The following is a 13,807-nucleotide window of genomic DNA, read 5'->3' on the forward strand; positions in this document are numbered from 1 at the left end:
CGCCGCTGGCGGCTAGCCCCAGAGGTAGCCGTAACGGAAGAGGTAGCTGCCGACCTGGTAGAGATACTGGAGCAGCAGGCCCCTGTTCAGCCAGTACCGGGTCTGTCTCCGGTTGTAGCTGCTGGACTCGAAGATCCGCGCGACCCGGTTGTTGTGCTGGTCGACGCGGGTGTCGCACCGCCCGTGCCGGGGGCAACGCTCGCCCCATTCATGGGCGTTGCCGATCCGCTCCGCCGCGTTCCAGCCGAAGAAGTACGTGAGGCTGGCCTGCCAGATGAAGTGGCGGACGGCGTTGCGGCGGCCTCGGTTGCCCTTGATGTTCCAGGACAGCACGCCCGACAGGTACATCACGAACACGCAGTTGGAGTAGCCGAGGCTCATGCACGCCCGGACCTCGTGGCACTCCTTGTTGCAACGCCCGTCCAGGTCATAGCCGTTGACGGGATCACCGCTCGCGTACTCGTAGGCGTTGGCGCTGCCTCCGCGCACCGGGTCCACGGAGAGGAAGCGGCCGGTGGCGGGGCCGTAGAGCCGGGCGCCCATGAGGACGATGCCGGTGACGGTCTCGGCGGAGCGCTGCTTGCCGCCGAGCCAGCCGTAGCGGGCGGCGCCCTGGCCGGTGCGCGGGTTGCCGTACTCGTCGGCGTCCAGGACGGTAGGGGCGGTGCCCTGGTCGGCCGGGAGCTGGAGTGTGACATCGCCGTGCAGGTTGGCCAGTTGGAGGACGACGCCGCCGGTCTTGGTGCTGGTGGCCGCCAGGTTGCCGTCGGTGCCGGTGATGTTGCGGGTGACGGCGCCCGCGGTGTCCTCGGTGATCCAGCGGGGGCTGTCCTCGTCGCCGCCGAAGTGGTTGACCTTCGTGGCGCTCTGGGTCCAGGTGCCCGAGGCGTTGCTCTCCTCGGTCCAGGTGCGGAGCCGCTGGATGGAGTCGAGGGTCCAGGTCTGGCGCCGGGTGCCCGAGGTCATCTGCTGGACCATGTCGTTGGCGTAGTAGGCGAGGGTGGTGCCGGGGCTGGTGGTGGTGCGGCCGAAGGCGTCGTAGACGTAGCCGGAGTTCACCAGGCGGTCGGCGGTGTCGTAGGTGTAGCTCTTGGTGGTGGCTCCCGAGGTGGTGCAGTCGGCGCCGACCGGGGCGACGGCGGTGGCGAGGGTCTTGCGGTTGCTGTTCTTGTCGAAGGTGTAGGTGCGGGTGGTGCAGTAGGCGTCGGTGCTGGTGTCCTGGGCCTGGGTGAGCCGGCCCGCCGCGTCGTAGGTGAAGCTCTGCGAGGCGGTGACGCCGGGGGTGCCGGTGTGCGTGGCGCGCTGGCCGTGCACGGTCAGGGTGACGCTGTCGGAGACCAGGACGGTGCCGTCCGAGGTGCGGGTGTAGACCTTGGCGGTCTGCGCCCCGGCCGGGTCGGTGGTCTGGGCCATGGTGTAGCCGCCGGGCAGCGTCTGGGTGGTGACGGCGCCGTCCGCGTCGTACCGGGTGGTGAAGGTGCCCGCCACCGAGTCGGTGACGGAGGTGGCCAGGCCGCGCGGGTCGATGCCGGTGTCGTAGGTGTAGGTGGTCGTGGAGGGCACGCCGTCGGAGACGGTGACCGGCCGGTCCAGGGCGTCGTAGGCCGTGGTGGTGGTGCCGCCGTCGGCGTCGGTGTAGGAGATGCGGCGGCCGAGCGCGTCGTACGCCTCGGTGATGGTGCCGCCGCTCGTGGAGGTGACCTTGACCGGCAGGCCGGTGGCGGGGTCGTAGGAGGTGGTGCTCGCCGGTGCGGCGGCGCCGAGTCCGCCCGCGGTGGTGAGGGTGGTGGCGCGTCCGGCGGTGTCGAAGCCGGAACTGACCGTACGGGTCACGCCGTTGGCGGTCTCGGTGACCTTGACGGCCTGCCCGTACTGGCCGTACTCGAAGGTGCGGGTGGGCAGGGCGGCCGGGTTGGAGCCGCCGCCGGTGATGGCCGCGGCGGGCGCGGTCTGGCAGACGAGGTCGGCCCATTCGGGCCGGTTGCCGCAGGTGCCGGTGCCGGTCGCGGTGTAGTAGGTGGTCCGGGTGGTACCGGCGTCGCTGCCGCTGGAGGCGGGCTGCGCGGTGGCGGAGACCCGGTTCTGGGTGTCGTAGCCGGTGGTGGACGTGATGTTCAGGCCGCCGGGGTCCTCTGTGGTCCCGGTGGGCTGGCCCTTGGCCCAGTCGATCGCGTACGTGGTGACGCGCGGGTCGGCGGTCAGAGTCGGCCAGGAGCGGGGCTGGGCGCCCACGGTGGACTTGGTGACCTGGTCCTCGACGATCGCCGAGCCGTCGGTGGGACGGCCCGTGTCGTACTCCTGGACGGTGTGGGCGCGGGCCGCGAGCCGGGTGCCGGCCGTGGCGAGCGTGGTGGTGCCGCTCACCAGGTCCGCGGCGAGGGCGATCTGGTGCAGCGGTCCGTAGGTGTCGGTCTCCCGGACGCCGTCCGCGCTGAACACCGAGGTGCTGGAGAGCAGTTGGGCGCGTTCGGCCGAGGACAGGGCGTTGATGCCGAGCGCGGTGAGCTGGGTGCGCTGGGTGTCGGTGGTGCCGAGCGCCAGTTCACGGTTGCCCGCGGTGAGGCTGCGGACGGTGTTGCCGTAGCCGTCGTACTCCGTGACGCCGATGCGGTGTCCGGGGGTGGCCCGGTCGACCTCGCGGCCGGAGGCGTTGAGGTAGTGGATGTCGGCTCGGGTGTAGGAGCCGGAGGTCAGGGACGGTCCGTCGTGGCTCGCGGGCACCTGGTCGGCGGGGAAGACGGCGGTGCCGTCGGTCGGCAGGTCGCTCTGGCCCCAGGAGGCGAGCGCGCCGGCGCCCAGGTCCTCCGGTGCCGCTCCCCCGCTGAGCGGGACGCCGTAGACGACGTTGGTCTCGGCGGTGCCGTTGGTCTGGGTGGCGCTGCCCGAGGTGAGCGTGGCGCGGGAGAACTTCAGCAGCATCCCGTCACCGGCCGCCGGGTTGGACCCGGCCTGCCCGTAGGTGAACGTCCACGGGAGCCGGCCGGGCGGGGTCTGGGTGGTGACGCGGCCGGCCGAGTCGTAGCCGTACACCGTCTTCAGCGCCGGGGAGATCCGCGGGTCCCAGGACTCCACGAGGCGGCCGGAGCCGTCGTACCGGAAGGCGGCGACGGTGGTGGCGGTCGCGGAGGCGGCGCCCGGTGCCGTGGACCACAGCTTGAGCGAGGCGACCTGGTCCTCCACGTCACCGGGGACCGTGGCGGTCGCGGTGGTCGTGATGGCGTACCCGAACTCCAGGACGCGGCAGCCCTTGGTGGACGGGGTGGCCTGGCAGGTGGCCGCCGGCACCGCCGAGGTCGGCGCGATGAGGTACTTGGGCCGGGCGGTCTGCACCCCGCCGACCGTCACCGGCTCGGACACGGTCGTGGTGGTGGAGTCGGAGACGCCGTCGGTGTAGGAGGTCCGTACCTGCCAGGTGGTGCTGGTGGCGGTGGTGCGGACGAACGTGGTGATCTGGCCGTCGCTGGTCTCGATGCTGAAGCCGCCCGAGAAGGAGCCCTTCAGGGCGTAGTCCTCGGCGCCCGGCTCCGGCGTCCAGTCGGTGCCGTTCCCGGCGGAGGTGAAGTGGATCTCCGAACCGTCCGCGGCGGAGACGACGCTCAGCGAGGTCGCGGAGGTCTTGCGCAGGTACGAGAACGGGCTGTCGACCTGGTCGGAGGCGGCGCCGTACACCCACTCCTTGCCGAAGACGGGCACCTGGTCGTCGTCGCCCCCGGCCTGCGGGGTGCGGGAGGACGCGGTGCGCTGCACCGACATGTCGAAGAACGAGGCGTCGGTCGCGGACAGGGTGTAGTTGCCGGTCAGCAGGTTGAGCGAGCCCGGTCCGACGTCCTCGGTCGCGGCGCCGTCGGCGTTGCGGTCGACGACGGCCTCGATGGCGTCGGAGGAGGCCGGGGCGCCGGAACCGGTGAAGTTCGCGCGCAACTGGACGGTGCCGTCGGGCTTGACGGTGGTGGTGGCGTTCCAGGTCAGCTTGGCGCTCTTGCCGGAGGTCAGCGGGGCCGGCCAGGAGGACAGCGGCTGGCCGCCCACCGTGACGTCGGCGGCCGGGACCGGGGCCCAGTCGGCGTCGTCACCGCGCCGCCAGTCGAAGGACACGCCGGTGAACCGGCTGCCGTCCGCCTCGGCGGTCAGCGGCACGCGGGCCGCGGTGCGGGTGCCGTTGCGGGGGCTGGTGACGCCGCCCGGTCCGACGTGGAAGGTGTACACGACGGGGTCGGACTTGTTCTCCGCCTTGTCCGTGGTGCGCACCGACAGGGCGTTGGTGCCCGCGGTGTCCGGCTTCAACGTGATCTTCACCGGGGTGGTGGTGCCGCCGGTGGGCACCTGGGTCCAGGTGACGCCGTCCAGCGACCACTCGATGCCGTTCTGGTCGCCCGACGGGGGCGTGACGGTGAAGTCACCGGCCTGGCCGACGCCCTTGACCCAGCCGGTCGTCGGGTAGTCGGTGGAGGTCACCGAGGTGGGCGCGGAGGGCGCGGTGGTGTCCACGGTGAAGGTGGCCCAGGACGACCAGCCGAGGTTGTAGTGGGTGCCGTCGTAGGGGTTGGTGCGGAACTTGTAGGTCTTGCCGTTGGTGAGCACCCCGGCCGGGACGGTCACCGAGGCGGGCTGTCCGCTCGGCACGTACGGCGACACCAGGACGTTGCCGACCTGGGTGTTGGTGGCCGCGTCGTAGATCTGGAAGGTGCCGTCGACGGTGTCGTTGTTGACGTCCACGAAGGTGTCGGTGAGCGTCGGGGTGGTGGTGTTGACGTACCAGGTCCCGTTGGTGCCCTTGAAGAACGGGGGTCCGGCCTGCTGGTCGGTGCCGGTCTTGGGCCGGTAGTTGTAGGTGACGGTCAGCTTGGGCACGTTCGAGGCGGCGTTGGCCGAGTTGAACCGCTTCCACTGCATGGTCGAGGCTTCGTCGGGTGCCTGGAGGCCCATGCCGCTGGTGGTGTTCTTGGCGGAGGCCCAGTTCTGGACGAGGGTGGTGACGTCGGCGTTGACCCAGCCGTCCGGCGCGGAGGCGCAGCCGGGGTTGCCGCGGGTCTCGCTGGAGGTGGCGAGCTTCTGGTTCCAGGCGGGCTGGGCCGTCCAGCGGGAGGCGGTCGACGCCTTGCCGGAGTCCCACACGTCCCAGGGGTAGTTCTTGCAGTCGGTGTTGCCCGAGTGGAAGTTCCACAGGCTCAGCTTGGCGTTCGACACCAGGGAGTCGCTGATGGGCGCGGTGTTCCAGGTGATGAAGGACCGGGCGGTACGGGGGGTGCCGTCGCCGTTCTTGGTGCCGGGGTTGCCGAGGTCGAGTTCGACGTCGCTCGACCAGTCGACGGTCTCGCCCTGCTGGACATAGGTGTCGAAGACATTGGACAGCGCGGTGGTGGACGGGTCCACGGTGACCGGGTAGGTGGTCGCCGGGTCGGCCAGGAACGTGGCGTCCGGGGTGAAGGTGAGGTTCAGCGCGCCGTGGCTCCGCCGGACGGTGAGCCGGACCGGCGCCCGGTGGGTGTGCAGTCCGGAGACGGGGTCGACGCGGGCGTCCCACATCACCGGGGCGGGCATGACGGCCTGCTTCTTGCCCCTCTTGTCGGTGAGGAGCAGGCTGCCGTCCTTCTGCTGGGCGGCCGTGAGGCCCTTCGCCTTCAGCGGCAGGGTGTAGTGGTAACCGCCCTTGTCGGGGCGGGTGTTGAGGTTGACGAACTGCTCGAATCCGGTACGCGTGGCCGTCATGACCATGTCACCACCGGGCACCGCGTCGCGGTAGGTGGCGCGGTTGCCCTTCAGGGCGGGCTTCGGCAGGGCGCCCTTCCACTGGAGCGTGACCTCGCGGTCGCCGCTCCCGAGGGTCACGAGGTCGGTGGTCTTCGCCGGACTCGCCTTGCCCGTCAGGGACTTGGGCGCGGCGGCGGTGCGGCCGGCCAGGTGCAGGCCGCGCGGGTGGGCCTTGGGCTCGATGCCGCCGTTCGCGTCGACCAGGTCCAGGTCGACACCGCGCCACTTGCCGGTGCCGGGGTCCTTGAACCGGACGGGCCCGGCGGTGAGTTCGGTGGTGAGGGAGCCGTTCTTGTTCACCCAGGTGGTGGAGGTCTCCGTCCGCTCGGAGAGCGCCTCCACCCGCTTGCCCGAGAGCCGGGTCGCGACCCGTGCCGAGGGGATGTCCGCCGCCTGGGTGGCGGCCGGCTTCTTCGCCGCCCTGGCGGGGTGGGACTGCTGCGCGGAGACGGCGGCCGCCGCGTAGGCGGTGTCGAGGAGGGTGATACTCAAAGTCAGGGACAGGACACCCGCGCTCCAGCGGGTGCCGCGTCCGATCCGGAAATGTCTGTGCCGCGAGGGCCTAGACCGGTGGATCGTCATGATTCTTCGGCCATTTCACTTCGTGACGGTGCATCACAGATGTGAAGCGCCTGTGAAGTTACGATGACCGAAAAGATGGCAAAGGACCGCAACGGGAGCTGTCCGGGATCTATCCCTCCCACCAACCCCCTTGTTTTTACCGGCCCTTGGTAAAAGACGATCAAGGACTCAGCGCGGAAGCCGAGCCGGGCCGGGGCGCGCGGAGGGGCCCAGGCGGGCGACCGCGTGCAGCAGGTGCCGGGGTGGGGCCTGGCGGCGCAGGGAGTTGGGGATCGCGCGCAGGAGGGTACCCGTGGTTCGCAGGCGGCGGGTGACCGTGGCGGGCGGGGGCGCGGGGCGGCCGTAGAGGGCGTGGGCCCAGGTGGGCAGGGAGGCGTAGGCGAGGCCGGCGACGTGGCGCCAGAGGAGGGCGCGGGCGGGGACGAGGAGGGGGTGGACCGGCGGGCGGCGCAGGAAGTCGTCGACCTCGCGGGCCTCGGGTCCTGCGGCCAGCTCGGGGCGGACCTTCTCGAAGTAGGCGTGGAGCGCCGCTCGGTCGGCGGGGACGTCGGCCGGGTCGAGGCCGACCAGGCGGGCGCCGGCCCGGTGCTCGGCGAGGTACCGGTCGGCCTGGGCGCCGGTGAGCGGGAAGCCGGAGCGGTGGACCACCTGGAGGTAGGACTCGACCTCGGCGCAGTGCACCCAGAGCAGCAGCTCCGGCTCGCCGACCCCGTAGCGCTCACCGGTGTCCGGGTCGGTCGCGGTCAGCATGCTGTGGATCTTGCGTACGCGCTCACCGGCGCGCTCGGCGTCCTCGGTGGTGCCGTAGGTGGTGACGCCGACGAAGTCCGCGGTGCGCAGCAGCCTGCCCCAGGCGTCCCGGCGGAATTCGGAGTTCTGCAGCACACCGCGCACCGCGCGCGGATGCAGGGCCTGGAGATAGAGCGCACGGATGCCGGCGATCCACATCATCGGGTCGGCGTGCACCTGCCAGGTCACCGAGGCCGGGGTGAACAGGCCGGGATCGCGTCCGCGCGCGTCGTCCATGCCCGCAGGCTACGCCGTGCTTCCCGCGCAAGGACAGGGTCAGGCGGCGAGGGCCGCCATGAAGTCCGTGCACGCCTGGGCGCAGGTGCGGCAGGCGTTGGCGGCGTTCTCGGCGCCGGGCTGGCCGTCGAACGCCTCGGCCGCCTCGACGCAGAGCGAGCGGCACCATTCGAGCTGGAGCCTGATCTCGTCCTCGGTGCCCTCGCCGTCCGCGCGGCCCTCCTCGGAGAGCGCGCGGCAGGTGGTGTCGCACACCTCGGCGCACATGATCCCGAGGCGCCGGGCGCGCTCCTGCCCGGCGGTGCCGTACGAGCCGACGAGGCTGGCGCGCACCGCGCAGGCCCGCGCACAGTCGGAGCAAGCCTGGGCGCAGGCGAACCGGTCCTCCAGGAACTGGTAGAGCTGCTCGCGTGAAGGGTGGGGCGGAGGTGTCACAGGGGGCGGGTAGCCGTGGCACGGCGGCATAAACGCGTGGGCAACGGCCTGGTGGGCGCCGAAAGTTCCGATCAACACCGGGTGCTACGAACGACCACGCAAAGTGTCCGGTTCGTACCCTTTGTACGGGGTACTCCACTGCTATGGACACCGCAATGACACAGTTGGCGGCACCGAGCGGGCTCATCAGCCTGGTGCTCTTTGTCGTGGCCGTCGGCGTGCTGGCGCTGCTCGGGGGCGGCTTCTGGATCAACAGCCGGATCAAGGACAGGGAGCCACCCCGGCCCAGCGCCGAGGAACAGCCGCACCTTCCCCCGGAGGGCGTGACTCGGGAGATACAGGAGAACCGGGAACCCGACGAGATCCCGCAGACCCCCAAGGGCGGGCGCGCGCTCACCCCGTACGAACTCCACAACATGCACACCAGGCCCAGTGAGAACAAGGACCGGCCGCGCTGGAGCAAGGGGTCCAGCGGCTCCTTCGGCGGGGGCGGTCTGGGCGCCCACTGACCCGGAACCCCTCCTGCGGGGACCGCCTCAGCGTGGCCGTGCGTCGAGTTCTTCGACGTGGGCCACGTTGCGGCGGTCCTCCTCGTCCCTGCTGGGCGCGGCCGCGAACCAGGCGTCGAGGATCTCCTTCAGCAGCGGCTCCGAGGTGAGGCGCAGGCTGAGGGCGAGGACATTGGCGTCGTTCCAGCGGCGCGCGCCCTCCGCCGTGGCGGCATCCGCGCAGAGCGCGGCGCGCACGCCGGGGACCTTGTTCGCGGCGATCGAGGCGCCGGTGCCGGTCCAGCAGCACACGACCGCCTGCTCGGCCGCGCCCTCGGCCACCTCCCGCGCGGCGGCCTCGGAGCACACCGCCCACTGGGGGTCGGCCCCGGCCCGCAGCGCGCCGTGCTCGCGCACCTCGTGACCCCGCTCGCGCAGCCTGGCCACGAGAAGACGGGCCACCGGTTCGTCCATGTCGGAGGAGACGGAGATCCGCACGGGGCACCCCTTTTCCATTTCGCCTGTTCAGGACCCCACGCTACCCAACTCGGCCCTGGATGCCGACAGATGGGATTGACGGCACCGCGTTTACTTAGAGTAGCCTTGCCTAAGTTGACCGGTTTCCGGAGGGTGGCTGGTGGGATCAGGGGAACCGTCGGGGCGGGATGTCCTGGCACGCTCGGTCAGGGGTCAGGCGCGGCGTGTCGCGCTCGGCGCGGGGTTCGGCTGTGTGCACCAACTGGGGGAAGCCCTGGTGCCGGTGCTGATCGGCGTGGTCATCGACCAGGCCGTGGCCGGCCGGGACGCCGGGCGGCTGCTGCTGTGGCTGGCCGTGCTGGCGGTCATGTACGTCTGTCTGTCCTGGAGCTTCCGGCTGGGCGCCCGCTCCGGTGAGCGCGCCGCCGAGGAGGCCGCGCACACGCTCCGGCTCGCGGTGGTGCGCCGGGTGCTCGACCCGCGCGGCGGCGCCGAGGCGGGGCTGCTGCCCGGCGAGCTGGCGAACGTGGCCACCGAGGACGCCAAGCGGGTCGGCGCGGTCAACATGGCGCTGATGAGCGGGATGTGGGCGGTCGCGGGCATCACGGTCAGCGCGGTCGCGCTGCTGGTGACGTCCGTACCGCTGGGCCTGATCGTGCTGCTCGGCACGCCGGTGCTGCTGTGGCTGGGGCATCTGCTGAGCAAGCCCTTGGAGCGGCGCAGCGAGGCCGAGCAGGACCGGGCCGCGCACGCCTCCGGGGTGGCCGCCGATCTGGTGTCCGGGCTGCGGGTGCTGAAGGGGCTGGGCGCGGAGCGGGCCGCGGTCGAGCGCTACCGCCGTACCAGCAGGGTGTCGCTGGCGGCGACGCTGCGGGCGGCACGCGCCGAGTCCTGGCAGACCGGGCTGGTGCTGGCCCTGACGGGCGGCTTCATCGCGCTGATCGCCCTGGTGGGCGGCCGGCTCGCCCTCGAAGGGTCGCTGTCGCTCGGCCAGTTGGTGTCGGCGGTGGGTCTGGCGCTGTTCCTGCTGGGCCCGTTGGAGACCTTCGCCTGGGTGAACGCGGAGCTGGCGCAGGGGCGCGCCTCGGCCGCCCGGATCGCCGAGGTGCTGTCCGCCGCGCCCGCCGTGCACGGCGGTGAGGAAGCGGTGCCGGAGCCGGTGCGCGGTGCGCTCCGGCTGCGCGGGGTACGGCTCGGCGGCCCGGACGGGGTCGACCTGGAGCTGCCCGCCGGATGCCTGACCGGCATCGCGGTGACCGACCCGGCCGGCGCCGAGGCCCTGCTGCGCTGCCTGGGCCGGGAGGCGGACCCGGAGACGGGTTCCGTCGAGCTGGACGGCCTACCCCTGACCCGGCTGGACCCCGCCGCCCTGCGGGCGTCCGTGCTGGTCGCCGCGCACGACGCGGCCCTGTTCGGCGGGTCCCTCGCGGCGAACGTGACACCGGGCGGGGAGACGGACGGGCCGAACCCGCTCACCGAGCGTGTGCTCGCCGCCGCCCGGGTGGACGAGGTGGCCCGCTCCCTGCCGCACGGCACCGCCACCGAGGTCGGCGAGGGCGGCCGCTCCCTCTCCGGCGGTCAGCGCCAACGCGTGCTGCTGGCAAGGGCGTTGCGCACCGAGGCACCCGTCCTGGTGCTGCACGACCCGACGACCGCCGTGGACGCGGTCACCGAGGCGCGGATCGCGGAGGGGCTCAAGGAGATACGGCGGGGGCGCACCACGGTCGTGGTGACCAACAGCCCCGCCCTGCTCGCCGTGACCGACCGCGTCGTCCTCCTCGACGGCGGCCGGATCGGCGCCGAGGGCACCCATGAACAGCTCGTACGGGCCGACGCCACCTACCGGACGGCGGTGCTCGCATGACCACCCGGCAGACCGACGACTCGACGCTCCTGCCCATCGCCACCCCGGCCCGCACCCGCGCCGTGGTGCGTGAACTGCTGCGCCCGCAGAAGGGGTTGGAGTTCGGCGGGTTCGGGCTGCTGGTGCTGGCCACCTCGGTGGGTCTGGTCACCCAGCCGCTGCTCGGGCACATCGTGGACCTGGTCACCGAGCACCGCGCCCCGAGCGCCCTGACCTGGCCGGTGGCCGCGCTGGCGGGGGTCGCCGTGGCGCAGGGCGTGCTCACCGCGCTCGGCATGTCGCTGGTGTCCCGGCTCGGCGAGACCGCGCTGGCCAGGCTGCGCGAGCTGTTCGTGGAGCGGGCCCTCGCGCTGCCGCTGGAGCGGGTGGAACGGGCGGGCTCCGGCGACCTCAACGCCCGCGTCACCCGCGACGTCTCCCGGGTCGCGGACGCGGTGCGCGGCGCGCTGCCCGAACTGGCCCGCTCCGCGCTCTCCATCGTGCTGACCCTCGGCGCACTCGCCCTGCTGGACTGGCGGTTCCTGCTGGCCGCGCTGCTCGCCGTACCGGTGCAGGCGCACACCGCCCGCTGGTACGTGCGCAACGCGGTCCCGCTGTACGCCAGCGAGCGGATCGCGGCCGGGGCCCAGCAGCAGCAGTTGCTCGACACCATCGGCGGCGCCCGCACGGTCCGCGCGCACCGGCTGCAGGACGGCCACACCGGCCAGGTGACCGCGCGTTCGCGGGCGGCCGTGGAGCTGACGATGCGCGGGGTGCGGCTGGTGCTGCGCTTCTACGCCCGGCTGCACATCGCCGAGTACATCGGGCTGGCCGCCGTGCTGGTCACCGGCTTCCTGCTGGTGCGCTCCGGTTCGGCGTCGGTGGGTACGGCCACGGCGGCCGCCCTGTACTTCCACAGCCTCTTCGGCCCGGTCAACACCGCCTTGGTGCTGCTGGACGACGCCCAGTCCGCGACCGCCGGACTGGCCCGCCTGGTCGGCGTGGTGGACGAACCCGCACCGGCGAAGGCCGAGCAGGCGGACCTTCCGGCGCCCGACCCGTCGGTGACGCTCACCGGGGTCTCGCACGCGTATCTGCCGGGCCGCCCGGTGCTGCACGGCGTGGACCTGGAGGTGCGGCCCAAGGAGCGGGTCGCGCTGGTCGGCACCACCGGCGCGGGCAAGACGACGCTGGCCAAGCTGGTGGCCGGACTGCACTCCCCCACAGTGGGCCGGGTCGACGTCGGCGGCGCCGGACCGGAGGCCGCCTCCCGCCTGGTCGGCCTGGTGACCCAGGAGGTCCATGTCTTCGCCGGCCCCCTCGCCGACGACCTGCGGCTGGCCCGCCCGGACGCGAGCGACGAGGAGCTGCGCGAGGCGCTGACCGCGGTGGGCGCCCTCGGCTGGGCCGAGGCCCTGCCCGAGGGGCTGGACACGGTGGTCGGCGAGGGCGGGCACCGGCTCACCGCCGACCGCGCCCAGCAGCTCGCGCTGGCCCGGCTGATGCTCGCCGACCGGCCCGTGGTCGTCCTCGACGAGGCGACGGCCGAGGCCGGCAGTTCGGGCGCCCGGCTGCTGGACGAGGCGGCCGAGCGCGCGCTGCGCGGCCGTACCGCCCTCGTGGTGGCCCACCGGCTCAGCCAGGCGGCGGCCGCCGACCGGATCGTCGTCCTGAGCGACGGCCGGGTGGTGGAGAGCGGCACGCACGCCGAACTCCTCGCCGCCGAGGGCGCGTACGCCGCCCTGTGGCACGCCTGGTCCGGCAGCCGCTCCCCCGCCGAGGCAGGCCCCTGACCCCGCAACCCCCACGCGCAGGACCTTTCACCCCGAAGAGAAGGATCACCGATGCCCCGCGCCACCAGAGCCTCCCGGCTGACCGGCCTGCTCACCTCCGTACTCCTGCTCGCGGTGACCGCCGTCGCCTGCGGCTCCTCCGACTCCGATGCCGGCTCCGGCTCGCCCGACGCCAAGGGCTCGTCGAGCAGCGCGTTCCCGGTGACGATCGGCCACAAGTACGGCAGTACGACGATCAAGTCCGAGCCCAAGCGGATCGTCACCGTCGGCCTCACCGACCAGGACGCCGTGCTCGCGCTGGGCAAGGTGCCGGTGGGCACGACCGAGTGGCTGGGCGGCTACAAGGGCGCGGTCGGGCCCTGGGCGAAGGACAAGCTGGGCTCCTCCCCCGCGCCGACCGTCCTGAAGGACACCGGCACCGGCCCGCAGGTCGAGAAGATCGCCGCGCTACGCCCCGACCTGATCCTGGCCGTCTACTCGGGGCTGACCAAGTCCCAGTACGCGAGCCTGTCGAAGTTCGCCCCGGTGGTGGCCCAGCCGAAGGAGTTCAACGACTTCGGGGTGCCGTGGCAGCGGCAGACCGAGCTGATCGGGAAGGCGCTCGGCAAGGACGCCGAGGCGAAGAAGCTGGTGGCGGGCGTGCAGGACAAGTTCGCCGCGGCCCGCAAGGCCAATCCGGGCTTCGCGAAGTCGACGGCGGTGGTGGCCACTCCGTACGACGGCACGTTCGTGTTCGGCAGCCAGGACCCGCGCTCCCGGCTGCTGTCCGACCTCGGTTTCACCCTGCCCAAGGATCTGGACAAGGTGATCGGGGACAAGTTCGGCGCCAACATCAGCAAGGAGCGGCTGGACCTGCTCGACCAGGGCGTGGCGCTGTGGATCGTCCCGGACCTCACCTCGGCGGTCACCAAGCTGCACCGTGACCCGGTCTACGGCGACGAGAAGGTGGTGAAGGAGGGCCGCGAGGTGTTCGTGAAGGAGACCGGCGACTACGGCAACGCGGTCTCGCTGTCCACTGTGCTGAGCATCCCCTACGTGCTGGACCGCCTGGTCCCGCAGCTCGCGGCCGCGTCGGACGGCAAGCCGGCGACGAAGGTGGGCCAGCCGTCGTCCTGACGTTCCCGGCATGAAAAGGGGGGCGGGCCCGCGTCGGGCCCGCCCCCTTCCGTATGTCAGGCCCCGTCGGCCATGGCCTCGATCAGGCTCTTGGGGCGCATGTCTGTCCAGTGGGTCTCGATGTGGTCGAGGCACTCCTGGCGGGGCGCGGGGCCGTGGACGACCGTCCAGCCGGGCGGGACGGCCACGAAGTCGGGCCAGAGGCTGTGCTGGCCCTCGTCGTTGACGAGGACGGTGTAGACGCCGTCGGGGTTCTCGAAGGGGTTGCTCATGGTGGGGTTCTCCTTGCCTTGAGG

Annotated in this window: 9 protein-coding genes; 4 read left to right on the plus strand and 5 right to left on the minus strand. The window is 72.4% G+C overall.

The window, feature by feature from the left end; genetic code table 11:
* Positions 1-12: 12 nt before the first annotated feature.
* From E5083_RS17810 to E5083_RS17820, 3 genes are all read right to left on the minus strand, one after another.
* Positions 13-6,243 carry a DNRLRE domain-containing protein gene (locus E5083_RS17810; protein ID WP_244317540.1) on the minus strand — a complete coding sequence of 2,077 codons (6,231 nt, stop codon included), beginning with the start codon at positions 6,241-6,243 and terminating at the stop codon, positions 13-15.
* Positions 6,244-6,501: 258 nt separating this feature from the next.
* A complete protein-coding gene (locus tag E5083_RS17815) occupies positions 6,502-7,359 on the minus strand; it encodes an oxygenase MpaB family protein (RefSeq protein ID WP_135786696.1) in 858 nt (285 codons plus the stop codon).
* 39 nt (positions 7,360-7,398) lie between these two features.
* Complete coding sequence (locus E5083_RS17820) at positions 7,399-7,824, minus strand: four-helix bundle copper-binding protein (protein WP_135786697.1); 426 nt, start codon at positions 7,822-7,824, stop codon at positions 7,399-7,401.
* Between the two features lie 113 nt (positions 7,825-7,937).
* Here E5083_RS17820 and E5083_RS17825 point away from each other — a divergent pair, with 113 nt between their 5' ends.
* Positions 7,938-8,303: a DUF6479 family protein gene (locus tag E5083_RS17825; protein ID WP_208754077.1), complete on the plus strand. Its 366-nt coding sequence runs from the start codon at positions 7,938-7,940 to the stop codon at positions 8,301-8,303.
* A 27-nt stretch (positions 8,304-8,330) separates the two neighbouring features.
* Here E5083_RS17825 and E5083_RS17830 read toward each other — a convergent pair whose 3' ends face one another.
* Positions 8,331-8,780 (minus strand): RpiB/LacA/LacB family sugar-phosphate isomerase, encoded by a 450-nt coding sequence (locus E5083_RS17830; protein ID WP_135786698.1) that lies wholly within the window; start codon positions 8,778-8,780, stop codon positions 8,331-8,333.
* A 139-nt stretch (positions 8,781-8,919) separates the two neighbouring features.
* Here E5083_RS17830 and E5083_RS17835 point away from each other — a divergent pair, with 139 nt between their 5' ends.
* Genes E5083_RS17835 through E5083_RS17845 form a run of 3 tightly spaced genes read left to right on the plus strand, consistent with a single transcriptional unit; the run spans position 8,920 to position 13,511 of the window.
* Positions 8,920-10,623: an ABC transporter ATP-binding protein gene (locus tag E5083_RS17835; RefSeq protein ID WP_135786699.1), complete on the plus strand. Its 1,704-nt coding sequence runs from the start codon at positions 8,920-8,922 to the stop codon at positions 10,621-10,623.
* Positions 10,620-12,395, plus strand: coding sequence for an ABC transporter ATP-binding protein (locus tag E5083_RS17840; protein ID WP_135786700.1), 1,776 nt, complete (start codon positions 10,620-10,622; stop codon positions 12,393-12,395). The genes E5083_RS17835 and E5083_RS17840 overlap by 4 nt, the downstream gene beginning before the upstream one ends.
* A gap of 51 nt (positions 12,396-12,446) precedes the next feature.
* Entirely contained in the window at positions 12,447-13,511 is a 1,065-nt protein-coding gene (locus E5083_RS17845) for an iron-siderophore ABC transporter substrate-binding protein (protein ID WP_135786701.1), read from the plus strand.
* Positions 13,512-13,567: 56 nt separating this feature from the next.
* On the opposite strand, the gene E5083_RS17850 is transcribed toward E5083_RS17845, so the two are convergent.
* Positions 13,568-13,783, minus strand: coding sequence for an MbtH family protein (locus E5083_RS17850; RefSeq protein WP_135786702.1), 216 nt, complete (start codon positions 13,781-13,783; stop codon positions 13,568-13,570).
* Positions 13,784-13,807 lie beyond the last annotated feature (24 nt).

The organism is Streptomyces bauhiniae (genome assembly GCF_004784475.1).
Taxonomy (GTDB): Bacteria; Actinomycetota; Actinomycetes; order Streptomycetales; family Streptomycetaceae; genus Streptomyces; species Streptomyces seoulensis.